17 protein-coding genes are annotated in these 25,531 nt (G+C 47.2%); 9 read left to right on the forward strand and 8 right to left on the reverse strand.

What is annotated here, in order from left to right:
• Nucleotides 1-312: 312 nt before the first annotated feature.
• The 4 genes from QL223_RS07080 (at nt 313) to QL223_RS07095 (ending at nt 10,867) form a co-directional block, all read left to right on the forward strand.
• Complete coding sequence (locus QL223_RS07080; RefSeq protein WP_281544301.1) at nt 313-2,112, forward strand: calcium-binding protein; 1,800 nt, start codon at nt 313-315, stop codon at nt 2,110-2,112.
• Nucleotides 2,113-2,574: 462 nt separating this feature from the next.
• The gene (locus QL223_RS07085; protein ID WP_281544302.1) at nt 2,575-5,337 is read left to right on the forward strand and encodes a DUF4114 domain-containing protein; all 2,763 of its coding nucleotides are present in this window, start codon (nt 2,575-2,577) and stop codon (nt 5,335-5,337) included.
• Nucleotides 5,338-5,771: 434 nt separating this feature from the next.
• Nucleotides 5,772-8,402, forward strand: a complete 2,631-nt coding sequence (locus QL223_RS07090) for a calcium-binding protein (RefSeq protein ID WP_002540158.1) — start codon at nt 5,772-5,774, stop codon at nt 8,400-8,402.
• Between the two features lie 314 nt (nt 8,403-8,716).
• The gene (locus QL223_RS07095) at nt 8,717-10,867 is read left to right on the forward strand and encodes a calcium-binding protein (RefSeq protein ID WP_281544303.1); all 2,151 of its coding nucleotides are present in this window, start codon (nt 8,717-8,719) and stop codon (nt 10,865-10,867) included.
• 49 nt (nt 10,868-10,916) lie between these two features.
• Here QL223_RS07095 and QL223_RS07100 read toward each other — a convergent pair whose 3' ends face one another.
• Nucleotides 10,917-12,092, reverse strand: a complete 1,176-nt coding sequence (locus QL223_RS07100) for a phytanoyl-CoA dioxygenase family protein (RefSeq protein ID WP_281544304.1) — start codon at nt 12,090-12,092, stop codon at nt 10,917-10,919.
• A 161-nt stretch (nt 12,093-12,253) separates the two neighbouring features.
• Between QL223_RS07100 and iolB the strand changes: the two genes are divergently transcribed.
• From iolB to QL223_RS07115, 3 genes are all read left to right on the forward strand, one after another.
• Complete coding sequence (gene iolB, locus QL223_RS07105; RefSeq protein WP_281544305.1) at nt 12,254-13,090, forward strand: 5-deoxy-glucuronate isomerase; 837 nt, start codon at nt 12,254-12,256, stop codon at nt 13,088-13,090.
• 20 nt (nt 13,091-13,110) lie between these two features.
• Complete coding sequence (gene iolG, locus QL223_RS07110; RefSeq protein WP_281544306.1) at nt 13,111-14,100, forward strand: inositol 2-dehydrogenase; 990 nt, start codon at nt 13,111-13,113, stop codon at nt 14,098-14,100.
• Between the two features lie 119 nt (nt 14,101-14,219).
• The gene (locus QL223_RS07115; RefSeq protein ID WP_281544307.1) at nt 14,220-14,786 is read left to right on the forward strand and encodes a DNA-3-methyladenine glycosylase I; all 567 of its coding nucleotides are present in this window, start codon (nt 14,220-14,222) and stop codon (nt 14,784-14,786) included.
• Here the strand turns inward: QL223_RS07115 and QL223_RS07120 are convergent.
• Complete coding sequence (locus QL223_RS07120) at nt 14,762-15,076, reverse strand: hypothetical protein (RefSeq protein WP_281544308.1); 315 nt, start codon at nt 15,074-15,076, stop codon at nt 14,762-14,764. The genes QL223_RS07115 and QL223_RS07120 overlap by 25 nt on opposite strands.
• A 291-nt stretch (nt 15,077-15,367) precedes the next feature.
• The gene (locus QL223_RS07125; protein ID WP_281544309.1) at nt 15,368-16,279 is read right to left on the reverse strand and encodes a DMT family transporter; all 912 of its coding nucleotides are present in this window, start codon (nt 16,277-16,279) and stop codon (nt 15,368-15,370) included.
• Between the two features lie 512 nt (nt 16,280-16,791).
• Between QL223_RS07125 and QL223_RS07130 the strand changes: the two genes are divergently transcribed.
• Nucleotides 16,792-19,536, forward strand: coding sequence for a hypothetical protein (locus tag QL223_RS07130; protein ID WP_281544310.1), 2,745 nt, complete (start codon nt 16,792-16,794; stop codon nt 19,534-19,536).
• A gap of 107 nt (nt 19,537-19,643) precedes the next feature.
• Here QL223_RS07130 and QL223_RS07135 read toward each other — a convergent pair whose 3' ends face one another.
• Together QL223_RS07135 and QL223_RS07140 are read right to left on the reverse strand one after the other, a co-directional pair.
• Nucleotides 19,644-20,543 (reverse strand): patatin family protein, encoded by a 900-nt coding sequence (locus QL223_RS07135; protein WP_281544311.1) that lies wholly within the window; start codon nt 20,541-20,543, stop codon nt 19,644-19,646.
• A gap of 282 nt (nt 20,544-20,825) precedes the next feature.
• Complete coding sequence (locus QL223_RS07140; RefSeq protein WP_281544312.1) at nt 20,826-21,707, reverse strand: NAD(P)-dependent oxidoreductase; 882 nt, start codon at nt 21,705-21,707, stop codon at nt 20,826-20,828.
• A gap of 414 nt (nt 21,708-22,121) precedes the next feature.
• Here QL223_RS07140 and QL223_RS07145 point away from each other — a divergent pair, with 414 nt between their 5' ends.
• Nucleotides 22,122-23,150 carry a LacI family DNA-binding transcriptional regulator gene (locus QL223_RS07145; RefSeq protein WP_281544313.1) on the forward strand — a complete coding sequence of 343 codons (1,029 nt, stop codon included), beginning with the start codon at nt 22,122-22,124 and terminating at the stop codon, nt 23,148-23,150.
• Nucleotides 23,151-23,152: 2 nt separating this feature from the next.
• On the opposite strand, the gene QL223_RS07150 is transcribed toward QL223_RS07145, so the two are convergent.
• The 3 genes from QL223_RS07150 to QL223_RS07160 form a co-directional block, all read right to left on the reverse strand.
• Nucleotides 23,153-23,623, reverse strand: coding sequence for a DM13 domain-containing protein (locus QL223_RS07150; protein ID WP_002540145.1), 471 nt, complete (start codon nt 23,621-23,623; stop codon nt 23,153-23,155).
• 135 nt (nt 23,624-23,758) lie between these two features.
• Nucleotides 23,759-24,799 carry an NADP-dependent oxidoreductase gene (locus QL223_RS07155; protein WP_002540144.1) on the reverse strand — a complete coding sequence of 347 codons (1,041 nt, stop codon included), beginning with the start codon at nt 24,797-24,799 and terminating at the stop codon, nt 23,759-23,761.
• Nucleotides 24,800-24,912: 113 nt separating this feature from the next.
• Nucleotides 24,913-25,509: a TetR/AcrR family transcriptional regulator gene (locus tag QL223_RS07160; protein ID WP_002540143.1), complete on the reverse strand. Its 597-nt coding sequence runs from the start codon at nt 25,507-25,509 to the stop codon at nt 24,913-24,915.
• Between the last annotated feature and the right edge of the window lie 22 nt (nt 25,510-25,531).

Genomic DNA, 25,531 nt, shown 5'->3' on the forward strand with positions numbered 1-25,531 from the left:
ACGTTTACACCGTGGCTAACTTGTTATTTAGTTGTCTCTAAAGTGAATCAAAACACTGACTGTTTGATAAAACAGTATGGTGATGTTGATGGCGGCAACGATGACTGCTTCCCACGGTGTGTGACTGGAACAACTGCATTTTGTATTTGCAACGCACAAGGATGTTTCCCTCAAATTCGTATTGTTGAACGGCACATCTTTTGGGTTGGAGAAAGGCCTTTCCTGACCATGTTCTTATGTGAAATAGCAGCAACCATGCCCCACTAAAAAAACAAAGATACCCAAACATCCTTCAAATAAAGGCAATAGGTTATGAATAAGTTATTTAGCATGCTGACATGGGTAGTAGGACTATCTATTGCGGTATCTATTAGCAGTGCAGTAAACGCAAACGAGTCTTCGGATGACACGCCAAAAGGTTGCATTGTCAGCTTGGAAACAGGTGCTGAATATTGTCTCCCGGTGGGACAGCGTTCAGGCTACTCCCTGCCAAGCTGGATCAAGTCCCATGAGGTTCGTGTTCAGGCGGAAGAAGGCGCAGCAGTGATGCTGTCTGATTGGGATAATCTCTCGTACAACCGTCTGGCGGTATTTTCGGGTACTGTCACCAACAGCGAACTGACTAATGTTCGTGCGTACAATGGCCAGAACCTAGACTTCTCTGCACCACGTTCTATGCGCGTTGTAGCCAGCAATGACAAACTGGGTTGTATTGTTAGCCTCCAAACTGGCGAGCGTTACTGTCTGCCTGTGGGTAAACGGTCTGGCTACTCACTCCCGAGCTGGATCAAATCTCACGAGGTTTATGTTCAGGCGTCTGAAGGGGCGGCTGTCATGTTGTCAGACTGGGATAACCTTTCCTATAACCGTTTAGCGGTATTCCCAGGTACCGTTGAAAACCAGAAACTGACCAATGTCCGTGCTTACAACGGCCAGAACTTAGATTTCTCAGCACCACGCTCGATGCGTGTTGTGGCTAGCAACGAGAAACTGGGCTGTATCGTGAGCCTAGAAACTGGTGAGAGGTACTGTCTGCCAGTGGGGCAGCGTTCAGGCTACTCACTGCCAAGCTGGATTCGCGCGCATGAAGTGCGTGTTGAGCCATCAGAAGGTACAGCAGTCATGCTGTCAGATTGGGACAACCTTTCTTACAACCGTTTAGGTGTTTTTAACTGTGTGACGCCGAACAGCCAACTGGAAAATGTGCGTGCGCGAAACGGCCAGAACCTGGATTTCTCAGCACCACGTTCAATGCGTGTTTTGGAAGGTACCACAGCGTCTGACCAAATAATTATTGGTACGTCGGGTGACGATGTTCTTCATGGCTGTTCAGGCAATGACACCATTACTGGCTTCAAAGGCAACGACACCATTTACGGTGGTGCAGGTAACGACACGATCAATGGCAGTGCTGGCGACGATGTACTTTACGGCGGTTCGGGTAATGACACCCTGTACGGTGCGGGTGGCAATGATTCATTGTTTGGTGACGAAGGAAACGACGTCCTGCACGCGGGCTATGACGATGACATCGTCATGAATGGCGGAACGGGCCTTGATATCTACATCGGTAGTGAAGGTAACGACACCATGTTCTTTGATCAGGAAGATTTTTCTGATGTGAACTTCCTTACTGAGAACGGAAACATCTACAACGGTGATCGTGGCTTTGACCAACTGATTGTTACTGGTGATGCTAACGTCGACCTCACTGGTGTTTCATATGGTGTCACCTCCGGTCCTAAACCTATTGCTCAGGTTGAAGCGGTGATTGGCGCTGAAGGAAACCAAGCGGTGACCGTCAATGCATTTGCAATCCATGCTCAGTCTGATGGCTTTCAGTCGGCATCTCTGACTGATCCTGGCGATTGGAACGGCTTTGTTGCTCATCTTGGCGCTGGTAACGACACACTGAATGTCGATGCCGGTATCTGGAGTTACGATGCAAATGCATCTGCGTCTGTTGCCATTTCCAATGAGATGATTGAGTTCATGGGTTTGAGCTTCGCGCAGGTGACAGAGCTCCGTGCTTACGTTTTCACTTATGCGGACGAAAAAATCACTATCTGGACGGATGCTGAGATCGTTAAATCCAACGGTAACAACATCTAATTCAGAGCCTTAGTAATGTGAGCCCGGTACTTGGTTGTGCCGGGCTTTTTCAATTGTTGGATGTCGTTTCTATCGCCGCGTATGTGATTGGCTGGGAGAGTGAATAATTCCTGAGTCAATTGCTCTCTTTTTGTTTAAAGCGCGTCAGAAAAGTTCCAATGATGCTGCTGCTGAACCCCGCTCTAGTTCCTCTATTAGGTTAAAACTCATACTTAACTCATTACTATTTAAATAAGGGCTAGAAAGTGCTACTGAGATTAGCGTGATCTTGCTTCAACTCTATTGTTCTTGAGTGTCTTGTCATTAAAACTCTTGTCACATCAAGCGCGGAATGAATGTTAGTAATCTCATATATAAGCAAGTACTTGTAAATGAGGGTCTGCTATGGGAAAGCGGTAGATATATTCCAGCAGTTTCATTCGCGCCATATAAAACCAAGATCAAGATTATGAGGACATAGGTATGGCAGAAATTAATGGAACGACTAACGCAGATTTTTTGTATGGTGATGACAACAATCAAAATCTGTTGATGAATGGTGACTTCGAAGATTGGGGTAACGATTCGTCTGATCAGTGGGGTTTGTTCCAGGATCACCAAGTGGCTGGCTGGTACACGCCAGGCAGTATGAAAATCGAACTGCAACAAGGCGACTTTGGTGGCACGCCAACCAATTCCTCATCTAACACCGTGCTTGAACTGGATTCAACGGGTAACACCTGGGTCCAGCAAGACGTAGACGTCAGCAGCCTGACTTCTTCAGGTGATGCGTCATTGTCACTCTCTTTCGATTACGCAAACCGCTATAAAGGCGACAATCACTCGACCAGCCAGTTCGAAGTGAAGGTTATGGACAGCGATGGCAATGTCCTTTACAGCAAATACTTCGACAACACCCAGTCAAACGAAAGCTACCACAACTTTGAAGTCGACTTCTCTGTACCTGCGGGCACCACAGGTGTGACGCTGCGTTTCGAAGGTAAAGGTCAGTCTGATAGCTACGGCGCGCTGATTGATAACGTATCTCTGACTAATAATGCCAATGGCAGCCTGAACGATAAGATCAACGGCTTTGAAGGCAATGATTACATTGATGGCGGCCAAGGCAACGATACGCTGTACGGTGGCGAAGGTAACGACACCATAAAAGGCGGTGAAGGCGACGACACCATCTACGGTAACAAAGGTTTTGGTGTTGGCGAACGCGAGTTGATGGTTAACGGCGGCTTCGAGCTGACTTACGGCGACAACGTTTCTAACCAGTGGGGCCTTTTCCACGATCATCAAGTCACTGGTTGGTACACGCCGGGCACGAACAAAATCGAACTGCAGCAGGGTACGTTTGGCGGTACACCACAAAACGATGTGACTAACACTGTACTGGAGCTGGACAGCCACACGAACACTTGGGTTCAGCAAGATGTGAACGTTTCAGGTCTGTCTGCTGATGGCGATGTGGTTCTGGATCTGTCATTCGATTACGCGAACCGCTACCGTGGCACAGATACAGCAACCAGCCAGTTTGAAGTGAAAGTGTTTGATAGTGCAGGCAAAGTGCTGTACTCCAAGTACTTCGCTAACACTCAGGCGAATGACCACTACGAGCAATTCTCTACCGAAGTTGTACTGCCGCAAGGTGTTGATTACGTGACTATCCGCTTCGAAGCAGAAGGCCGTTCAGATAGCTACGGCGCGTTGATCGACAATGTGTCCCTGAAGCAAAAAGTGAACGTGGAAGACGACAACGACACCATCTACGGTGGTGCGGGTAACGACACCATTTATGGTGAGCACGGTGACGACGAGATTCACGGCGGTGATGGTGATGACACTATCTACGGCGGTAACGAAGCGAGCAAAACCTTCGACCTCGAACACATTGACGGTGCGACAGTTTACAACCTGCAGGGCGAAGACACGGTGACTATCTCTGTTAGCGATTTTACCCACAGCGCAGGTTACAACAACAGCATTGGTTACTACGTGGTTGACGCGAACGGTAACATTCTCCGCGCAGAAGTTATCGCAGACAACGTGAAAAACGTGTCTGACCTGAGCGTTGATATTGACGTATCTGGCGGTGTCTCTTTCGGTATGTTCCTGATCCCTGATGGCGACCGTAAAGGTTTCGATGTGGGTTCCGTTAACCTGAACCTGTCCGGCACAGCTTCAAGCATCACTCAAGGTACAGCAAGTTCAGTGGTTTATGTTTCCAACGCGGCAGAAAACGGCGATGGCAAAGACCATGAAAAAGTAGACGGTGATACTTCCAAGTGGGAAGACCTCTGGAATCTGGGTGATAACGATTTTAACGACACCACCTTCACCATCACTGTCGAGCAACAAAAACTGTACTCAGACAACGACACCATTTACGGCGGTAACGGTAACGACTTTATCCATTCCGGTGGTGGCGACGACGTGGTCTACGGCGATGCTGGCGACGACAACATCAACGGCGGCAAGGGTGATGACATCCTTTACGGCGGAGACGGTAATGACACCATCTTGGGTGGTCAGGGTAATGACACCATCTACGGTGGTAACGGCGATGATATCCTACGCGGCGCAAGCGGTAGCGACAAGCTGTACGGTGGTGCAGGTAACGATTACCTTGAAGCAGGCTATGATGATGATTACATCCTTGATGGCGGCGCGGGTCTTGACCTCTACGTAGGTAGTGAAGGTAACGACACCATGTACTTCGATCAGGAAGACTTCTCTGACCTGAACTTCCTGAAAGAAAAAGGCACTATCTACATTGGTGACCGTGGCTTCGATAAGCTGATTGCTGACGGTGATGTAAACGTAGACCTTACCGGAAAATCTTATGGTTTGACTTCAGGTCCTAAGCCAATTGCACAGGTAGAAGCTGTGATTGGTGATGAAGGCAACCAGACTGTGACGGCAAATGCTTTCGCAATCAATGCGCAGTCCGACCCATTCCAGGCTGAGTCGTTGACTGACCCGGGTGATTGGGATGGTTTCGTGGCTTACCTTGGCGCAGGTGATGACACCTTTAACCTAGAAGCAGCTGGTTGGACTTATGATGCAGATGCAGCACCAACAGCTGAACTGTCAGCAGACATGATTGCCTTTATGGGTTTGACGAATACCCAAGTTGGCGAACTGGATGCGTATGTGTTTGAGCACAGCTCAGGTGAAACCATCACTGTTTGGACTGACGCCGAGCAGTTCACACAAGACGGTAACGATATCTTTTAAGAGACGCTCATCTCTATTTGTTCAGCCCGGCATTTGCCGGGCTTTTTTTATTCAAAAAGCACGTCACGATTGGTTTAAGGCAGGTAATCATTAGAAGGGCTCTGTTGTTCTTCCAATATCCTAAACTAGCTGTGTTAACTATCTGGACATGATGCCGAAGAGCTGTATTAAACTAATTCTTTTGTAATCATTCCAATGGCACTTCATTCATTATGCTTTTCAACCGTACTAATTCCACTCGCTGACTATATTCTGAATCTGCAATAGATTTGTTGTTTGAACCTGTCTTATCAATAAAACTGTTGTCACAGCAGTCGCTGACTTATGTTAGTTTTCTCGAATATGAGCATCCTCTAAAAAGCAAACGGATGCTCAATAATATTCATACCTTCATTTGTCAGCGTAACCTTAAATGGATGACGAGGACATTGGTGATGGCAGACATTAACGGAACTTCAGGCGCAGACACTCTTTACGGCGATATTGGTAGCAGCAGCGATCAGAAAACCGGTGCAGTATTTGTGATGGGCGCTGATTTCAACATGGACAGTGGCAACTTCCACACTTGGTCTTTCCCGCCAACGCTCAGCTTCACAGGCTCTACGTCAACCGTGACTTACAATGATGACGATGGTCAGCTAAATGGTGATGACTACTGTAACGAAGTTTCTGACGACAAATCCCAGACGGTTTCTATTGATGGTCAGGAATATTCAGCGAACGTTGATTACAGTCTTAAATACTGCGACAGCGACGGCAATATATATACCTTTGCGATCGTTGATGTAGATTCAGATGGTAATGGCCACCACTACTGCAATATTGGTGAAAACGGCAAAATCCTGATCCAAATCGACGGCCCTGAAATCACCAGCGCGACTGACCTGACCTTGGTTCCTAACTCTTACCAGAACGTTAGTAGCCTGAACTACGACGACATCACTGAGCCACAAACTGTCAACCCAGCTGATCTGGATGACACCATCACAGCGGGCGGTGGGGATGACACCGTTTATGGCCTCAAAGGTAACGACCACATTTCCGGTGAAAACGGCAACGACAAACTGTTTGGCGGTGACGGTGACGACATCATCTTTGGTAACACTTCGACTCCAAACTTCAGTGACGAACCAACCGTTACCGTGTTCCAAATGGGTAAAGATTTCACCATGGACAGCGGTAATTTTCACACTTGGTCTTTCCCACCAAAACTGGCGTTTGACGGCACCACCACGAAAGTGACCTTCCAAGACGATGACGGCGTGCTCAATGGTGATAACTACTGCAATGAGTATTCAGACGACAAATCGCAGACCGTGACTATCGACGGTCAGACTTATCCGGTTAACCTTGACTACTCACTGAAGTACTGCGATTCAGACGGCAACGTATATACCTTTGCGATTATTGATGTGGATCTGGATGGTAATGGCCATCACTACTACAACCTGAACGAGAACGGTAACCTGCTGTTGCAAATCGACGGCCCTGAAATTACGGATGCGACCGATTTATCACTGGTTTCCAATTCATACCAAAATGTTAACTCTCTCAACTACGATGATATCGCCATTGAGAAGACAATGAAGTCTAACGACAACGACTACATTGATGGCGGTGCAGGTAACGACACTATTTACGGTCAGTGGGGCGATGATGAGATCCATGGTGGTTCAGGTGATGACATCATCTACGGCGGGAATGTCGCAACGGAAACCATTGAAACCGATCCAACGGCGAAAGTGTTCGTGATGGGTGATGACTTCTCGATGCCATCAGGCGGTGAGTTCCACACCTGGTGCTTCCCATCAAAGCTGGCGTTTGATGGCGGTATGACCGAGGTGACGTTCCAGGATGACGATGGCGTACTTAATGGTGACAACTACTGTAATGAGTATTCAGACGATAAAACCCAGACCGTGACCATTGGTAACAACACTTACGCGGTGAACCTGGATTACACCCTGAAGTACACCGACGGCACCAATGTATATAAGTTCGCGATCATTGATGTGGATCTGGATGGTAACAATCATCACTATTGGAACCTGGAAGAAAACGGCAAAATCCTGCTGCAAATCGAAGGCCCTGAAATTACATCAGCAACCGATTTGACTTTAGTTCCTCACTCCTACGAGAACTTGAGAGAGCTTGATTACACCGATTTCGCTGAAACCACTAAAGAAGTGACTGTGAGTGATAAAGACACCATCTACGGCGGCGATGGTGATGATTTTATCCACGCGGGTGACGACGACGATGTGGTCTACGGCGATGCAGGCGACGACAACATCAACGGCGGCAAGGGTGATGACATCCTTTACGGCGGCGACGGTAACGACACCATCCTGGGTGGTCAGGGTAATGACACCATCTACGGTGGTAACGGCGATGATATCCTGCGCGGTGCAAGCGGTAGCGACAAGCTGTACGGTGGTGCAGGTAACGATTACCTTGAAGCAGGCTATGATGATGATTACATCCTTGATGGCGGCACGGGTCTTGACCTCTACGTAGGTAGTGAAGGTAACGACACCATGTACTTCGATCAGGAAGATTTCTCTGACCTGAACTTCCTGAAAGAAAAAGGCACTATCTACATTGGTGACCGTGGCTTCGATAAGCTGATTGCTGACGGTGATGTAAACGTAGACCTTACCGGAAAATCTTATGGTTTGACTTCAGGTCCTAAGCCAATTGCACAGGTAGAAGCTGTTATTGGTGATGAAGGCAACCAGACTGTGACGGCAAATGCTTTTGCTATCAGCGCACAGTCAGACCCATTCCAGGCTGAGTCGTTGACTGATCCGGGTGATTGGGACGGTTTCGTGGCTTACCTTGGTGCGGGTGACGATACCTTCAATCTGGATGCAGGTGGCTGGACGTTGAGTGAAGGCGCTGCACCTACGGCCGAGCTGTCAGCAGACATGATTGCTTTCATGGGTCTGACCAATACTCAGGTCGGCGAGTTGGACGCTTATGTCTTCGAAAGCAGTGCTGGTGCGACCATCACGGTATGGACAGATGCGGAGCACTTTACTCTGAATGGTGACGACATCATCTAAAACAAATGACGATATTGTCTGAAAATCCGGCCTCGTGCCGGATTTTGTTTTTGGTCATACTTAAGTCAGCCCTAATGTATGTCCGTATCTCATACTGTAAATAATCAAACATCAGGAAATAGACTGACTTTTGATTGATCATCCGTCGAAGGAATTGTCTCATTTTGTCTCGTCCCTGAATATTCCCCTGAAACGCGCGTCCAGCCCAGGCTCGATTTTTCGGTGCTTCTATTCTGAAAGTCTCTTCCGCACCGGTCATGCTGTTCAGCCCTATTTGGTCAGTGCGATATAAAAAAAGCACAGAGGACAAAGGTATGGCAATTATTAATGGCACTAGCGGTGTCGATACGCTCTATGGCGACATAGAACAAAGCAATAATCTTCTTATCAATGGCGATTTTGAAGCCTGGGGTGATGATTCATCCAACACTTGGGGGCTGTTCGACGACAACCAAGTAGCGGGCTGGTACACACCGGGCACCAACAAAATCGAACTGCAACAGGGTACTTTCGGCGGTACACCGACGAACAGTGTGACCAACACGGTTTTAGAACTCGGCAGTCACACCAACACATGGGTGCAACAGGATGTCGATGTCACCACATTGACTGAATCTGGCGACGCAACACTCAACCTTTCTTTTGATTATGCCAACCGCTATCGCGGCTCGGACACGTCAACCAGTCAGTTTGAAGTCAAGGTGTTGGATAACGAGGGCAACCTGCTTTACAGCCAGTTTTTCGATAATACCCAAGCGAATACCAGCTACGTAAACTTTGAAATCGACTTTTCGGTACCTGAAGGGACAACCGGTATCTCGTTGCGTTTTGAAGCCAAGGGTACATCTGACAGCTATGGCGCATTGATTGACAACGTTGCGCTGACAACGTCTACCGTGGGTGATGTTAACGATACCATCAATGGCTATGAAGGCGATGACTTTATCGATGGCCTGACGGGTAATGACACCCTCTACGGTGGCAACGGCAATGATGAAGTCTATGGCAGCGAAGGCGATGACGTTATCTATGGTAACGATGGCTTTGATGTCAACGGCACCCGTGAACTTCTTATCAACGGCGATTTTGAAGATTACGGTAACAACACCACCAATCACTGGAGCCTGTTGGACGACCATCAGGTCACGGGTTGGTACACACCGGGCAGCAACAAGATTGAGCTTCAACAAGGCACTTTCGGCGGTACGCCACAGAATGACGTCACCAACACGGTTTTAGAACTCGACAGCCACACCAACACATGGGTGCAGCAGGATGTCGACATCACAGGTCTTGCCGAAAACGGTGATGCCACACTGTCACTGTCTTTTGATTACGCTAACCGTTACCGCGGTTCTGACACTTCTACCAGTCAGTTTGAAGTGAAAGTCTTCGACCAACAGGGCAATGTTATCTACTCCCAGTTTTTCGATAACACCCAAGCCAATGATCACTATGTATCGTTTGCAACTGACGTGACCATTCCACAGGGCATGGATTTCATCAGCATCCGCTTTGAAGGCAAAGGAAAGTCCGACACCTATGGTGCGCTGATTGACAATGTTTCTCTCAGACAAACACCAGACAGCGAGGGTGACGATGACATGCTGTTTGGCGGTGAAGGTAACGACACCATTTGGGGCGAGCAGGGTGACGATTACATCGAAGGCAACGATGGTAATGATGACATTCGTGGCGGTACCGGGAATGACACCATTCATGGTGGCGCCGGCAATGATGTGCTCTACGGGAATGCGGGTGATGACGTCATATATGGCGGTGAAGGCGACGATTTGCTGAAAGGTGGTAGTGGCAGTGATCAGCTTTACGGTGGAGCGGGCAACGACTACCTTGATGCCGGGTTTGATGGAGACATCATCCTTGATGGCGGCACTGGCATGGATATCTATCGCGGTAGTGAAGGTGATGACATCCTGCTTTTCGATGCGGAAGATTTCTCAGACATCAACTTCATCAACGCCAACGACAATGTCTACTTGGGTGACCGTGGCTTTGATCAGCTGATTATTGAAGGTGATGCTAACGTTGATTTCACGGGTGTTTCTTATGGTGTTATTGATGGCGGAGAGAACCCCATCGCGCAGGTAGAAGCCGCGATCGGTGATGCGGGCGATCAGTCAGTCTCTATCAGTGCGTTTGCCATTCATGAACAATCCGATCTGCCTCAGCCGACCACCTTCACAGATCCAGGTGAATGGAATGGTTTTGTTGCTTACCTTGGAGATGGTAATGATTCATTCAATCTGGAAGCAGGTGGCTGGACTTACAACGCTGCTGCCACTCCATCAGCCACGCTTTCATCTGAGATGATTTCCATCCTTGGTCTGAGCAGCGCACAAGTCGGCGAATTGCAGGCGTATGTTTTCGACCACGCTGTACATAACACCATCACTATTTGGACAGATGCAGAAAGCGTCTATCAAGACGGTGTCAGCATTATCTAAATCGCGCGCAATTATGAAAACACTGAGCCCGGCAACCGCCGGGCTTTTTTTATGCTTTTTGCTTTTCCTTCAATTGAGCAAGGGAAATGTCAAAGGTGTCCGCATCCATGTTTTCATCCAGTGCCCGGCAAAGCAGGGCTTCCATTGTTTCCGGCGCCAGTCCGCCAATCGGTGGATCGGTATCCAGATTGGTTGGGAAGGCATAGCCATCTGCAGCGGCTGTGGCGATGGCGGCTTTTTCAGCCGATGACAGTGAACCGTTTTGCCAGATGGCGCGAAGGGTCGGATAAACTTTGCGACAAATTGCTGCAGAATCGACCGTTTCCATAGGCTTGGCGAAAGCTGAAGAGATTTGTAGTAGATTGGCACTGCGATGGAAATCTTCGGTGACGTTTGCACCTGCTGCATGAAATAAAGCAGGATTAAAGAACACAGCGTCGCCTTTTTCCAAAGAAACCTGAATGTAGTGGGATTCAAAAAAGTCCTGAAAGGCTTTCTGGTGGTATGCGATATAGCCAAGCGGGTATTGCTGGGAAAAAGGCAGCAGCTTGGTTGGGCCACTTTCCAAAGGCATGTCGGTATGCGCGACCGCACCTTGCAACGTCAGCATCGCTGACATCTGCTGTGCATGCAGTGGGTAACGAACCGTTTCTTCCGGCACCTGAAAACCAAGATGATAATCACGGTGCGAAACCTGTGCCTCACCACCGGGACGCACAATATTGACCTGTGCCGTGACCTGATAATGTGGCCCCAACCAAGCTTCACTGACGGAAGTCAGTAGCGGATTTTTGTAGTAATCAACAAAGGTTTCCGGGTCAGCTTCCGCACTTTTCTGAAACACATTCCAAATCCGACCATTGGCTTGTGGACCTGTTTTACCAAAGTGGTCTCCTGCACCAAATCCCTTCTCCGCTTCAAGGATCTTTTCAAATACCTCGCTCATTTCATCAATGACGGTGGTGCTGTCATAGAAATGTTTAATGGCAATCACACCCGGTCCGTATTGCAGCGCATGAGCTATTTCGTCCTGAAAGGCTCCGACATTTGATCCCGCTGATCGCATGGCATCGCCATCAAAAATTACCACGTTATCAATGACGTCATCAGCCAAGGGATAGTCGGTTTTGTTGGTGGATTGTGACGTGCAGATCTTGCGAAAAACCTCAATGTCACAGCTTGCTTTACCATAAAACGATAGGCGAGGAGGGGAGTGCAAATCCATAGCGTTACCTCTTTGGCTGAGTTGTGTCATTACGTTCTTTGTTTCACTATAGCGCGAATTATGAAATGTAAATTTCACTTTGTTGAGAATTGAAAAATATGTTCTATTATTGGCAAGTGGATCTTCAACTATTACATGATCAGTCACGACAAGGAGCCGTTATGTCTGACTTGCTATCTAAACGCAGTCTTCCTGATGAAAAAGGGCGCTATCAGAACATTACTCCCGCCTCTGCCGGCTGGAAATATGTGGGCTTTCAGGCTTACCAAATTTCGCCAAATCAAACGATTACCTTCAATGCCAGCAGTGACGAGGAAATCTGTCTTGTGCTGGTGGGCGGTAAGGCAAATGCCACGTTGGCAGGTGAATCACTGGGTGAAATTGGCGACCGTTCAGGGCCGTTTGAAAAGAAAAAACCGTACTCGCTATATATCACTGCGGGTGACGCTGCTGAACTGACTGCCACCACGGATGTTGAGCTTGCAGTATGTCGCGCTCCGGGCAAAGGCACCTTTCCTTCTCGCCTTATCAGTCCTGAAGAAGTTGGCGCAGAAGCGAGAGGAAACGGCAATAACAAACGCTATGTACACAACATTCTCCCAGACAACGAGAACGCAGACAGCCTGCTGGTGGTGGAAGTCTATACTGACGAAGGCTGTACCAGCTCATACCCCAGCCACAAACATGACAGGGACGCACCGCCGGAAGAAACACACCTTGAGGAAACCTATTACCACAGACTGAACCCGTCTCAGGGTTTCTGCATTCAGCGGGTTTATACCGATGAACGTGACCTGGATGAATGCATGGCTGTTTACGACGGCGATGTGGTCATGGTTCCCCGCGGCTATCACCCTGTGGCGACGATAGCGGGTTACGACAGCTATTACCTGAATGTCATGGCGGGGCCAGTCAGAAAATGGTTGTTCACCTGGGAAGAAGACCATGCGTGGGTGAACAGTCCTGAATATGCCAACAAACACAACAATCAAAAATAGCAGTAGCAAAAGGAGAGGCCATGTTTAATATCGCGTTATTCGGCTGTGGGCGGATAGGGAAAGTCCACGCAGTGAATATAGACGCTCACCCGCTGACTCAAATCAAAGCGGTGATAGACCCTTATCATGAAGGCGCTGCCAAACTCGCAGATGAATATAATGCCGAGGTGATGACGACCGAAGAAGCCATGGCAGATCCGGATATTCATGCCGTGGTGATTTGTTCCGCGACAGATACCCATGCGGATTTGATTGAGCAAGCTGCGCGAGCGGGCAAAGCGATCTTTTGTGAAAAACCAATAGACCTGAGCTTGGAGCGAGTCAGGGGGTGCCTGAATGTCGTGAATGAAAATAATGCCAAGCTACTCGTTGGTTTTAACCGTCGCTACGACCCTCAATTCCGTACCCTGAAAGATTTGTTTGAGTCTGGCGCAATTGGTAAAGCCGAAACCTTGGTGATCACGTCCCGCGACCCATCGCCACCACCTGCTGAATACGTGAAAGTATCCGGCGGCATTTTCCGAGACATGTCGATTCATGATTTAGACATGGCACGTTTCATCATGGGTGAAGATCCGGTTTCAGTATCAGCGCACGGCTCATGCTTGGTTGACCCAGCGATTGGTGAAGCTGGCGATATCGATAGTGCCGTTGTGGTCATGCATTTCGAATCCGGTGCGATGGCAACCATCATTAACAGCCGCCGCTCTGGTTATGGCTACGATCAACGTATCGAACTGCATGGCAGCAAAGGCATGCTGAAAGCTGGCAATGTCCGCGAACATCAGGTTGAACATTGGGGCGATGAAAGCTGTGCTGCGGCTAAGCCTCAGTACTTCTTCCTGGAAAGGTACAAAGAGGCTTACATTGCTGAGTGGCAACACTTTGTTGATGTACTGGAAGGCAAAGCAGAGCCGCAATGTACTGGCGTGGACGGCGAATTGGCCCTTTACCTCGCGGAATGTGCGCTGGAATCGCTGGAAATGCACCAAACGGTGAAAGTGAATTAGTTTCCTCCGACAATATAAGGGGATGTAGTCTCATGATTGCGTCCTCTTTTTTTTGCGCGAATCGCAATTAATATGTATAAATATACAGTATTGGTGTTCACACAAAATACGGGGAAAACATGGAACGTTGCAGCTGGGCGAATGTTAGCGAACTGGACCAGAAATATCATGACGAAGAGTGGGGTGTGCCTGTTCATGATGATCAGCAATTGTTTGAAATGCTGATTCTGGAAGGCGCGCAAGCAGGATTAAGTTGGACCACCATTCTCAAAAAGCGTGAAGGTTACAGAGAAGCCTTTGATAAATTCCACATTGAAACCGTAGCAGCTTACGACGAAAAGAAAATCGCCGAGCTGTTGGAAAACCCAGCCATCGTCCGTAACAAACTCAAAGTGAATGGCACAGTGATTAACGCCAAGTTGGTGTTGGAAATCCAGAAAGAGTTTGGCAGTTTCAATGAGTACATCTGGCAGTTTGTGGGTGGGAAATCCATCATCAATCACTGGGAAACCTTAGCAGATGTGCCGAGCTCCACACCTGAGTCTGATGCTATGAGTAAAGCGCTGAAAAAGAAAGGCTTTAAGTTTGTGGGTACCACGATTTGTTATGCGTATATGCAAGCAACGGGCATGGTGAACGATCACCTGACCAGCTGTTTCCGCTATGGGGTTGATGTCTCTTCCTGATTCCGTTTCAGCCGGCGCTCTTCTTTACTTTGTTGCCAAGCAGCCTCTTGGGCTTGCTTGGCATGAGATATCTCAATCGCTTCTTTACCGTAAATCACGTCGGTTTGCATATGTTTATAGAGGAAATACCCCGCTAAAACCAAACCTATGAGGCCATAGTAGGTCGCCGCGATATCTTGGTGGCGCTTTTCGTAAAATAAACACCCGCAAAGTACGACGCCCATAGGGTAAGCAATGATCATCAGAATGAAATAGTACAGGTAATTTGAGGCTGCCGGCGCTTCACCCATTATCGGCTCCCTTTCTCAGTATTGATGTCAATACCAATCCTAGTAAATATCTGCTCATCCTAGCTTGTTAAAATGCTCGATAACTGCGTTGAAAAATTTGATTGTAGAATAACTACTTATCGAAATTTTCCTCCTTGTTCTCGAGCATTTTTCCTGCGCTATTTCTGATCAGCTACCTACTGTGATTGGTATAGCTACTTGATAGGGGGTTGAGTTTAGCCGATGTATTCTCAAACTTGGCGATCATTTTTTGCTCTTTTGCGATACGTTACCTTTTGATAAATATCGTAATTATGACTTCTTGTTGATCCTCACCACCGCATAAACCACCAGAATCATCCCTAGGCCGTGCCAGATGGTGAATGCTTCATCAAGCAGGGTAATTGCAAAAAGTGCGGTCACAGCGGGGCCAATATTGCTGGTCAGGCTCAGCACAGAAGGGGTTAACCTTGCCATGGCCGCAGCGACAAAGTACGAAGGCAACACCGTACAGAAAAAACCCAGCACGACGCCCAGCGCAATAAGCTCATTCGACATATCACTGAATTGCGCCCCTTTTACCTGATACTGAGCCATGATCACCAGACCCGCACTCCCCATACCAATACTGGTGAAAAGTTGGGAACCCATCTGGCCAATCACTTTCTTGCTCAACACCAGATAAACAGCAAAGGCCAAGGCTGCTGCAATGGCCATCACACTGCCAAGCCAAACCTGTGAACCAAATGAGCTGAAATCATGCAGCACAATCATGGCAACGCCGACATAACCAATGGCAATGGAGAGAAACGTACCTTTTCGCGGTGCTTCTTTCATAAAGACCCAGCTGATGATCACCACAAATGATGGAAACAGGAAGATCAACAAGCGTTCCAGCTGAGCTGAAATAAACTCCAGCGCCATGATGTCCAGCAATGCTGCGAAGTAGTAGCCAAGCACACCAACCAGCGCTGCTTGCCAACCAAACTGTCGTACTTTGCTGCGTTCACTGGCATTACGGCATAGCCAGAGCAGGATGAGGAAGTAAATTGGAAGGGAAGACGCCGCGCGAAGACTCATGATAGCAGTGGCATCACCACCCATTGTGTACGCGAGCTTGATAAGCACAGGCTTGATGGAGAAAAGCACCGTGCCAATTAAGGCGTAAATGATACCGGTTCGGTAATCGGAGGAGTCTTGCGTACTTAAAGACGCGTCATTCATTGTTCACTTCCTTGATATGGGTTTGTTGTTTTAATCAAGGCTGTGAGAGGGCGACATCCGGCTGTTCTACTCACAGCCGGAAACGAGTCACTCTACCGACTGAAGGGCATAAGAAGAAGTAGCCAGAGTGGTAGAGATTGGTAAACCATAAGTGACTCTTTTTTTGGTGATGAATTTTTAAACTACAGAAATAGAGACGGGTGGGCAAGTGAATTTTGGGGGCATAAAGCTGGTAGGGGTACTTAGTTGTGTTTATTCCCAGTTTTCATTCTACGTCGTTCGCTACATAACAACGATTCTCTGTTTGCCAGCATTCATTCCTTTTGTTGGTTGGTTTCGGTTTGACGATTGAATAGGAGGTACAAAACAGACTGAGTTTCCTTCTTACTTTTGAAACCTGTACTTCTCACGTTACTGTGTACTATCGCGATGGCATATCTTTCAAATTTTTTGTGAGGCTGAAATCCAACCATGTACAGGGAAGAAAGGGCAAGTAGCAAGGAGATGAAGTTGTGAAAGGCCTCTTTGGGAGATTGTTGCAGGCTCTGGCTAAAACTAGAGCCGGTTCTTACGTCAAAGAAATTGAAATAGCTCCTGAAAAAAAGATGGCTAGTATGGGCGAATTTACAGACAGCGAACGCGCTGAATTGGCCGCTCAAGGCGTGGTTTTCTATCGAAATAAAGCTATATTCAGAGCGCGTGAACCTATCACCGTAGCAGAAATAGACGCTGTTGAGTCTGCATGCGGCCAGCCAATTCCTCGAAGTGTTTTAAAACTCTGGCAACAATGCTTTGGTGGAGAACATGAATATAATCTCCTCGCTGATTTTTCCGGTTTTGTAGAGACTTTAGGGCTCAATAATATCTGCGCGCCCAAAGACAATGGATATAAAGATCTTTACGGTTGGATTGAAAATGAGTGGCAAAACAGTGATGGAGACTCTATTCCCTCACTGCCCGTAATGGCAGGACAAGACTATATTGAAAGACTTTTTGTTGACTTTAAAAACAATGAAACGGCTTCAGCTTTTCATTGCGGAATCGCTGGATGGGAATATCGGGTTCCTAACGCCGACTTCTTCGATTTTAAAGATGGGTTGAGCTCAGTCTTCGATCATCTCTTTTTATACCCTAGCTATTCTCCGGACGAGTCAAATAGATTGGTGTACGAAATACCTAGCACCTTGATTGAATACCGACGCAAAAATGGATGGACAGACAGTGATCCACCTGATGGTCTTGACGACGCAGTATTAAAAACTGAAAACCCTGAGATTATCGCGAAGTTTAAAATGCTACAAATCGCCAATATGCTTGATTGGAGAGGAGCTCTCGAGCAAGGCACGATAATAAAAGATTGGCGGTTGCCAATTCTTTCTATTGAGGCAGCAATACTTGCAGAAGATATTCACCTTTTGAATCAGCTTGAAGCAGCCGGGTGTGATTTATCTCGCCCATTACAGAGAAATATCCTGCCAGTTGAATTTGCGCTTTTGAACGATAAAGGCACGGTGTTCCAAGTGCTAAGGCAGAGATCATTCAGTTCTCCAAGATTGGCACGTATTGCCCTTGCGAAGAAATCTGACGCAATCATCATCGAAGATATAATAAAAACTTCTCCAAGTTTTGACTACAAAACGTTACTTGAATTTTTGAGCATGCCAGTGACAGATATTACTCTGCTCAACCTCCTATTTGACCACCTCAACAAAGATTGGGCTGATAGTTCTGACTTGAGCATTCAGCAAATCGAACACCTTATTCAGGTGGCAGAGAGAAAGATAAAGTTGTATCAGTCGGATTACGACTCTGTCATGTCTTATAAGTCAGTGGGAGGACCAGGTAACCCGCAGCTAGAAAGGTTTATGGCAGGTCTCAAGGAGGTTATAACTTCCGCAAAGCCGAACTGGCAGGCCGATTTGAAAAACAAGCGTATTCGAGATCGCCCTACGAGCGGATACTTCGCGCTGCTTGAAGCGTTGGTTACGGACAATGTCGAAATCATCGAAGCACTCACTGCCCAAAGCGTTGACTGTCATAAGTACCGGTTCGTCTCAAGCTGGGCGCATAACACAACCCCTCTTCTTTATTGCGCGTTGAACGACAAGCCTAACGCCTTTAAAGCACTGCTCATAGGCTCACATGATCTTTTCGATGTGCTAAGTTCAATGATTTCATGTGGTTGCAATAAATACTACATCGAAACTTTAGTTAATCATTTATGCTCAGTCGGGAAAGAGATCCCCATAGATTCGGTTGTGCATGCGGCTAGCACAGGTAATCTCGATATCGTACAGTACCTTTTGACAGTATTCGGACAGTCGCGAGTTAATGATGAGTTGCTAGACCTCGCGGCGATATTCAATTTACACAGATATGCGTTGGCAAATGAAGAACAAAACCCAGAACTTTCCACCAGAATTACGGACTGGGTTACCAATTGGAAGGGGCGCCTCACCTACAACTCTTGCTTTGGCACTTCCGCACCAGCGTGGACAATGCTCTCTGGGGCAATTTGCTATGACGACAATATTGAATCACCTAGAGAAATTTGGCCACTTTGCTGGGCTAACCTATACTCCGGCCCATTACTTCTGGGTCTGTACGGTGAACTCGGTTTTGAGTACATCACTCGGACTCAAGGGTTCCGGTCTCAATTCAGCTTTGAAAACCCTCCAGAAGAAGCGGTGAAGTTTAGAGGTTTATTATCAGGGTTTCTTGTCCAAGAGCTTGATTTCCCAGATACCTCTTCATTTCTGAATTCGTTTCTTGAGGTGGTTATAAATTGCTATTGGGCGCATCAGAAATTGGCGCTGGCTAGACTCGATGATGCAGATAGAATTGCTATCGATTTGCAATTTTCACCAGAATTTCGCCGTACTCTTAATTCTCTTGCATCGACAAATTTCGATTATGCTCTGGAGCGTGAGCAACTGGCTGATCATACACTCACAGACTCTATGATTGACCTAGCGCATGCGCGCATGGCGTATCTGGCAAATCGACTAACACACAGAGAATACTTGCTGCTTTGCGCGCTCTGGCAACCTCTGGTCTATATACACTTCAATACATGGATAGATATCTATGAAAGCCTCAAGAAAAGCGATCTTGATACTAATTATGTGGATTCGATTTTAAAGGTCATCGAAACGCACTGTTTATCCAATCCACCTCTTAATCGAACAGAAGATGGTGAGGAAGCAGGTCTCTGGAGAGATATAGAATTCAAATTGCCGACGCGTATGCCAAAGTAACTTTTTATCCATGCGCCAGAAAGCCTTCTCGAAACGAACGCCTAAGGTGATAATTGCGAATTCGCTTTTGTCTAAACCGATACAGGTTAGTTGCTAATGAATGTTGCTCAAACCACCAAATCCCGAACCTTTCTGGTCGACCCTTCTTCCAGCACTTGCTGCTTTAACACGTCTTTGTACATATTGAACATGTATGCCTGACCCGCTTGAATACCCATGCCATAGCCTTCATCTAATTTGGATTTTTTCATGGTAAAGCGACCAACAGGGAAGGTGTCTGGTGGCGCAATCACATTCACCACGCAATCCTTTGGCGGATTCTTAATAAACGCCAGCGAGGCGTTATAACGCTCCGCACGTTTACGCATCGCATCTGCAACGTGAGGGTATTTCTTCAGCAGTTGATCCATCAGCTTTGGCATTTTCATTGGAGACATTTCATAGTCGCCAGGCTGTGACAGGATAACTGTGATTTCTCGCGCACCGCGTCGATAGGCTTCTGCAACCGGAATGGAATCTGCCACGCCGCCATCCGTGTAGCAACCGCCAGAGAAACACGGCGTCGGGCGATAAGCGATTGGCAGGGCAGTGGTCGCTTCAATCACTTTGGACATATTGTCTGGCTTAACCCAGTAATAGTCTGCATCACCAGTATCCACATTGGTCACTGCTGCCAGCAAAGGGATATTGTTGAAAAGGGTATTTATGTCGAGAGGGAAGCGGCTCAGAGATTCCTGTTCCAGCCACTGAACGTCAACCAGATTACCGCCACGAACAAAACGTGCAGGGTTAAAGAAAGCATCATCGGTCGCCAAACCAGTGATCACCTGATAGCTGCGGTTAGACTGCTGAGCAAGATAACCCAACAGGTTAGAGGCACCAGCAGATACGCCAATGGCGAAATCAAAAGGATTAAAATTAACGTCCAAAAACGCATCTAACACACCGCTCGCGAAAATACCGCGCATGGCTCCACCTTCAACGACCAGTGCTTTCTTACCTGACATGTTTCTTATCTCTTACTCTGTAGCTATTGGCATTAGGTTAAGGTTTTTCATCTGCTAGCTGAAATCGTTAGTGACTATTCAATCGATAGGCACGACTTAACTTAGGCCAGTGAGTATTAGACTTATGTGTTGCTTTCATTTTATTTCAATGTCTTAACTTGTAAGTGGGTAACGCTCATTCTTTCTATAGCGGCAGTGACGTTAAGGTAAGGTTTCGCAGGGGTATTGAAAGTACCTATTGCATCAGAAAGATTCATTTATCACTGCCGCCATAGATTCTTCTTACCATTCCACCTTGGTATCAGCCATTTTTTCGAGCATTTTTACAATCGACCAGTTATCTCCCTCGGGATACATGGTTTTACCTGCCTGGAATAACTCGAAAGCTGAGGCGGTCGTAAACATAGGCACGCCGTTTTCTTTTGCCATGGCCATTGTGATGCTGAGATCTTTATACATGGTGGCGATATGACTTCCTGTTTTTTCGAATTTCCGGTCCAGAATCAGCTTGGCGCAATTGTTAAAAAGAGGGCTAGCGGCGGCGCTTTTGCCAAAAACTTCAAAGAGGACTTTGCCATCGACACCAGCTTTGGCTCCGAGTACCAATGATTCGAAAATAGCGGTGAAAGAAGCACCAATGTAGGCCTGCAACGAGGCTTTCACGGTTTGTCCTGCCCCTACTTGTTCACCGACATAGAGAATGTTGCTGGAAATGGCCTCTAAAAGGGGACGATTGGCTTCGAGGACGCTGGATTTGGCTGCAGGCATGAGTGTCAATGTTGCATTCTGTGCACCGCCCAAGCCCCCACTGACAGGGCTATCAATCATCTCCAGTCCCTTTTCCTGAGCAATGGCGTAAGCTTCACGAATTTCAGAGGCGTGAATTGTTGCAGTGACAATAATCGTGCTACCAGGCTGCATTGATTCCCCTAACTGCTGTACGACGTTTTTGACTTGTGTCCCGTTCATCACCATAACAAAAGCAACATCGCAATATGTGCCGACGTCAGAACAGGTTGCTGCGGTTACTCCTCCTATCTCTCGTAGCGACTCCATCCTTGATTCACTAAGGTCAAAGCCAATTGGCTGAAACCCACTCTTCTTGAGGTTCATTGCCATCTGTGATCCCATGTCACCTAACCCTATAAAACCTACATTTTTCACTGAAAACCTCCGTGTAATTCAATAAGGGTCAATAAAATCAAAAAACATCAATTACTTTTTATCGATAATAGGAGGTTAGAACTAGTTTCTCTTGTGCTCAAACAAAAGCCCCCCTTGAAAATAGTATGAGTCTCGCTTCTTTCTTGAAAGTAATAAACTAACTATACTTATGTTTTTATTAGTATTATTGGGTTTTTTGTGGAGGTGTTTAGCAATTAGAATGACTTTGGAGCATGGTGGATTTCATCAAATCACATCAATCAGAAACAGCGTGTTCTCTCTGTTGAAAATACATTATCAATTATAAATTTGTTTTTTCTTATTTTTGATAAGGTAGAAAAATGATGGTTTTTGATGTTTATAAATTAAAAACCTCAAATAAAATCATAATAAAAGCTCAACTAGGAATTAACGATGAAACCAAAACAAAAATTCCGCTTGTCTGATATTGCTGACCTAGCGGGAGTCAGCACGGCAACTGTTGATCGTGTCCTAAATCGTCGACCTAATGTCAGGGCACTTACAGCTGAGAGGGTTTGGGAAGCTTATCAAAAGTTAAAAGATACCAAGTTGGGGCAAACGCTAGAGGAGAGAAGGATTAAGTTCAAAGGAGTTATACATTGCATCCTACCTTCAGGCGCTGGACCTTCGATTGATGAAAACCTGAAATTGGCATTGCAGGCTTTTGGTGGGCATTACGAGAGACCAGTGAGTTTTCATTTCTATCGACGTATTGACCCAGTAGCGTTTAGCCATGCGATCGAGCAGGCTCTGAATGAGGGGGCTGGTGCGCTTGTTGTCCTCGGTATTGACCACCCACGCACAACTCAGCGCTTGAGTGCCATCAGAGCAACAGGGATGCCTGTCGTTTCGTTACTTTCTAATCTTTCGGTCTCTCCACAGCTTAGCCATGTGGGTATGGATAACCGCGCTGCTGGTAAAACGGCAGGAGCGTTGATGGGGCGTTTTCTTAGAGCTGATGAAGGTGAAGTGGCGATTTTATGCGGAAGTTCAATGTATCAAAGCCATGAAGACCGCGAAATGGGTTTTAGAGCTGCTCTTAGAGAAAGATGCCCAAGCATTCGAGTGTTGGATGTGTTAGCTGGTAAGGATGGGCCAGAGGATAATCATTACAACGTGGTCGATCTTATACGTTGCCAACCTAATTTAAAAGGAATTTACAACGTAGGCTCAGGTAATAGGGGGGTTGTCAGTGCCTTGGTAGAGTTGGGTCTAGAACGAGATATTGTGGTGATTGCACACAACCTAACTTCTAGCTCTCGGGACTACCTAATTAGTCACGCAGTGGATGCTATTATTCACCAAAATATGAATGACGTTGCGAGAGGAGCTTTTGAATTATTGGCAGGTTCAGCGCCAGCAACTGGAAGCAAAATAATACGTACTGAGGTCATCTTGCAAGAGAACCTGCCCATTGAATAATGTTACTTATAACGCGCTGCGGTAATAAACTCGCCAAAAGATTCACACCAAACAATCACGGTATTGAATTGCGATGGGTCGACATCACTAGGGACTTCTACCAAGAAATTCTGGAAGGTTTTTACATCGCCCACGCGTTGCATTTGTGGCTTCAAGCGGTTGAAGTCGGCTTCTGTTTCAACAAACTCAGGTGAAAGATAGAGTTTATAGTCTGGGCCTGGCGCGAGCTCTCCCATCAGTGAAATCGTTTCTGGGCCGATAGACACTTTGCCTTCACCCCAATGGAAGGTGTCGCTGTCTTTCAGGTCTTTACGAAATTCACCAGAGTAATTGGCTTTAGACGCGGTTGATTCGATCACTTCAACAGAAGGGCCTTCCGGCGCGATAAGAATGGGTAGTGCGTAAATGCCAGCAGCAAAACCGATAGCGATGGCAAAGCCATGAGTGAAAATTAAAACGATCCAGTTTTTCATTGCATCCCCTGCGTGAAATTCTTTCTTAACTACAGTGTAACCTAACACGTTGCTTTCGAAGGTGAAGTGACAAAAAGCCCGCCGGGCGCAAACCGGGCGGGCTTTTTCAATTCCTTCTCAATTGTGGAGCGGGAATTAGAGAGCGATTGGCTCGGCGATTTTCACCACCAACTTGCCGAAGTTTTTGCCTTCCAGCAGACCCATAAAGGCTTCTGGTGCAGCATCCAAACCTTCAACGATTTGTTCTTTGTACTGCATTTTGCCTTCCATCAGCCATTTGCCCATGTCGGCTGCAAACTCGTCGTAGCGGTGACCGTAATCATCAAAGATGATGAACCCTTGCATCTTGATGCGTTTAATCAGCAAGGTTGCCATCAGCAGAGACATACGGTCTGGGCCTTCTGGCAGTGCTGTCGCATTGTATTGAGAAACCAAGCCACATAGCGGAATGCGTGCACCGGTATTAAGCAGTGGAAGTACCGAGTCGAATACTTTACCGCCAACATTTTCGTAGTAAACGTCGATGCCTTTGTCACAAGCAGCCGCTAGTTGTTCTGCGAAGTCTTCCGCTTTGTGATCGATACAAACATCGAAGCCCAGTACTTCAACCGCGTGGCGACACTTCTCTTCGCCGCCTGCGATGCCGACGACTTTGCAGCCTTTTAGTTTGCCGATTTGACCCACTGTTGCGCCAACAGGGCCAGTCGCGGCCGCGACAACCAGGGTGTCTCCTTCTTTCGGCTGACCGATATCCAAAAGACCCATGTAAGCGGTAAAGCCCGGCATACCCATGATACCCAGCGCGAAAGAAGGTTGAGCAGGGGATTTACCCAGTTTCAGCAGACCTTCGCCGTCAGATACGGCGTAAGACTGCCAACCTGTGTATGCCAGCACCCATTCACCTTTTTCAAAGTTTGGATTCAGTGAGTCTTCTACCTGACAAACTGTGGCACCGACCATTACATCATCAAGCTCAACGGGATCAGCGTAAGATTTGGCATCGCTCATGCGGCCACGCATGTAAGGGTCGAGTGAAAGGTAAATGGTGCGAAGCAGTAGCTCGCCTTCTTTCAGTGCCGGAACCGCCTGAGATTCCAAACGGAAGTTATCGGTAACAGGCGCGCCAACTGGGCGTGAAGCTAGAACAATGCGGTTGTTTTCCAACGAAACTGACATGTGCTGATTCCCTTTACGTTGTGATATCACTACTAGACCAGTCGTCTAGTAACTAGGTAAAAAAATCCGCCAAGTGTATCTGGCGGCTTTATCGGCGCGGCTGCACCTTTTGATTAAAAAGCGTGTTGTCCTTTGAGCAGGCGTTCTGTACTTTCCAGCGCCTGTTTCATCGGATCTACATTCTGGTTGAGCTTGCTCATCAAGCTTGCACCAATCCAAAGTTGATAAAGCTGACTGGCAGCTTGTTCAGCGTTACTGACCTGAATTGAACCGTCTTCAATGCCAATCTGAACGCAATCAGCAAGCATAGCGACTATACGGTTTGCGCCATTCAGCAACGAAATACGCATAGACTCAGACAGATCAGACACTTCTGCACTCAGCTTCACCACAAGACAACGCTGACTGCCACACATGCCGTCATTCACTTCAATCCATTTCATCCAGTAACCCATGAGCTTCTCAAAACCATTGAGAGCAGGGTTACTGAAATGCGCATCCAGTTTGGCCTGATATTGAGAGAAGTACTCTTCGATCAAGGCTTCGCCGAATTGTTCTTTGGATTTGAAATAGTGATAGAAGGAGCCTTTCGGCACCCCGGCATGATTAAGCAGTTGCGCCAGACCGACGTTCGAAAAGCCTTTTTCAACAATAAGTTGGTAGCCGACGTCGAGAATGTGCTGGCGGGTAGATTGGGTTTCTGTGTTCATGGTGAAGCAGATTATCTGAAAT

The organism is Grimontia sp. SpTr1, assembly GCF_947387585.1.
Classification (GTDB): domain Bacteria; phylum Pseudomonadota; class Gammaproteobacteria; order Enterobacterales; family Vibrionaceae; genus Enterovibrio; species Enterovibrio indicus.

What these genes read in the sequence shown, in the direction of transcription:
- QL223_RS07145 (WP_281544313.1), top strand. Translation starts at nt 22,122, where the DNA reads ATGAAACCAAAACAAAAATTCCGCTTGTCTGATATTGCTGACCTAGCG.
- QL223_RS07155 (WP_002540144.1), bottom strand. Translation starts at nt 24,799, where the DNA reads ATGTCAGTTTCGTTGGAAAACAACCGCATTGTTCTAGCTTCACGCCCA.
- QL223_RS07085 (WP_281544302.1), top strand. Translation starts at nt 2,575, where the DNA reads ATGGCAGAAATTAATGGAACGACTAACGCAGATTTTTTGTATGGTGAT.
- QL223_RS07095 (WP_281544303.1), top strand. Translation starts at nt 8,717, where the DNA reads ATGGCAATTATTAATGGCACTAGCGGTGTCGATACGCTCTATGGCGAC.
- QL223_RS07090 (WP_002540158.1), top strand. Translation starts at nt 5,772, where the DNA reads ATGGCAGACATTAACGGAACTTCAGGCGCAGACACTCTTTACGGCGAT.
- QL223_RS07120 (WP_281544308.1), bottom strand. Translation starts at nt 15,076, where the DNA reads ATGGGTGAAGCGCCGGCAGCCTCAAATTACCTGTACTATTTCATTCTG.
- QL223_RS07135 (WP_281544311.1), bottom strand. Translation starts at nt 20,543, where the DNA reads ATGTCAGGTAAGAAAGCACTGGTCGTTGAAGGTGGAGCCATGCGCGGT.
- QL223_RS07160 (WP_002540143.1), bottom strand. Translation starts at nt 25,509, where the DNA reads ATGAACACAGAAACCCAATCTACCCGCCAGCACATTCTCGACGTCGGC.
- QL223_RS07080 (WP_281544301.1), top strand. Translation starts at nt 313, where the DNA reads ATGAATAAGTTATTTAGCATGCTGACATGGGTAGTAGGACTATCTATT.
- QL223_RS07150 (WP_002540145.1), bottom strand. Translation starts at nt 23,623, where the DNA reads ATGAAAAACTGGATCGTTTTAATTTTCACTCATGGCTTTGCCATCGCT.
- iolB (WP_281544305.1), top strand. Translation starts at nt 12,254, where the DNA reads ATGTCTGACTTGCTATCTAAACGCAGTCTTCCTGATGAAAAAGGGCGC.
- QL223_RS07100 (WP_281544304.1), bottom strand. Translation starts at nt 12,092, where the DNA reads ATGGATTTGCACTCCCCTCCTCGCCTATCGTTTTATGGTAAAGCAAGC.
- iolG (WP_281544306.1), top strand. Translation starts at nt 13,111, where the DNA reads ATGTTTAATATCGCGTTATTCGGCTGTGGGCGGATAGGGAAAGTCCAC.
- QL223_RS07115 (WP_281544307.1), top strand. Translation starts at nt 14,220, where the DNA reads ATGGAACGTTGCAGCTGGGCGAATGTTAGCGAACTGGACCAGAAATAT.
- QL223_RS07125 (WP_281544309.1), bottom strand. Translation starts at nt 16,279, where the DNA reads ATGAATGACGCGTCTTTAAGTACGCAAGACTCCTCCGATTACCGAACC.